The organism is Erwinia sp. PsM31, assembly GCF_030433775.1.
GTDB classification, from domain to species: domain Bacteria; phylum Pseudomonadota; class Gammaproteobacteria; order Enterobacterales; family Enterobacteriaceae; genus Erwinia; species Erwinia aeris.
The window spans coordinates 1-230 of the sequence record NZ_JARUWZ010000115.1 but is presented as its reverse complement, the minus strand read 5'-3'; the positions used below and the strand labels follow the sequence as shown (position 1 = coordinate 230).

General features: G+C 57.8%; 1 pseudogene. It reads right to left on the bottom strand.

From position 1 onward, the window contains the following. Positions 1-7 precede the first annotated feature (7 nt). Positions 8-230 (bottom strand): annotated as a pseudogene (locus tag QCD69_RS22660) (elongation factor 1-alpha C-terminal domain-related protein); the annotation flags it as partial.

Genomic DNA, 230 nt, shown 5'->3' with positions numbered 1-230 from the left:
GCTGTTAAAAAGCGCTGAATTCTCCGGTCGCCTGCGCCGCTTCCTGGTTCTGTTCGCGGATCATGCCTGCGCGGACGGTAACGTTGCTCAGACGGTCAATAAAGTTCATGCCGCCGGTAACCGGATTCTGCTGGTATTTATCCAGGTCCATCGGCTCGTCAAAGGTCAGATGCACCTGGCCGATGCCGTTCAGCGGCAGGTTTTGCACCTGACGCTGGGCCAGGCTGTTG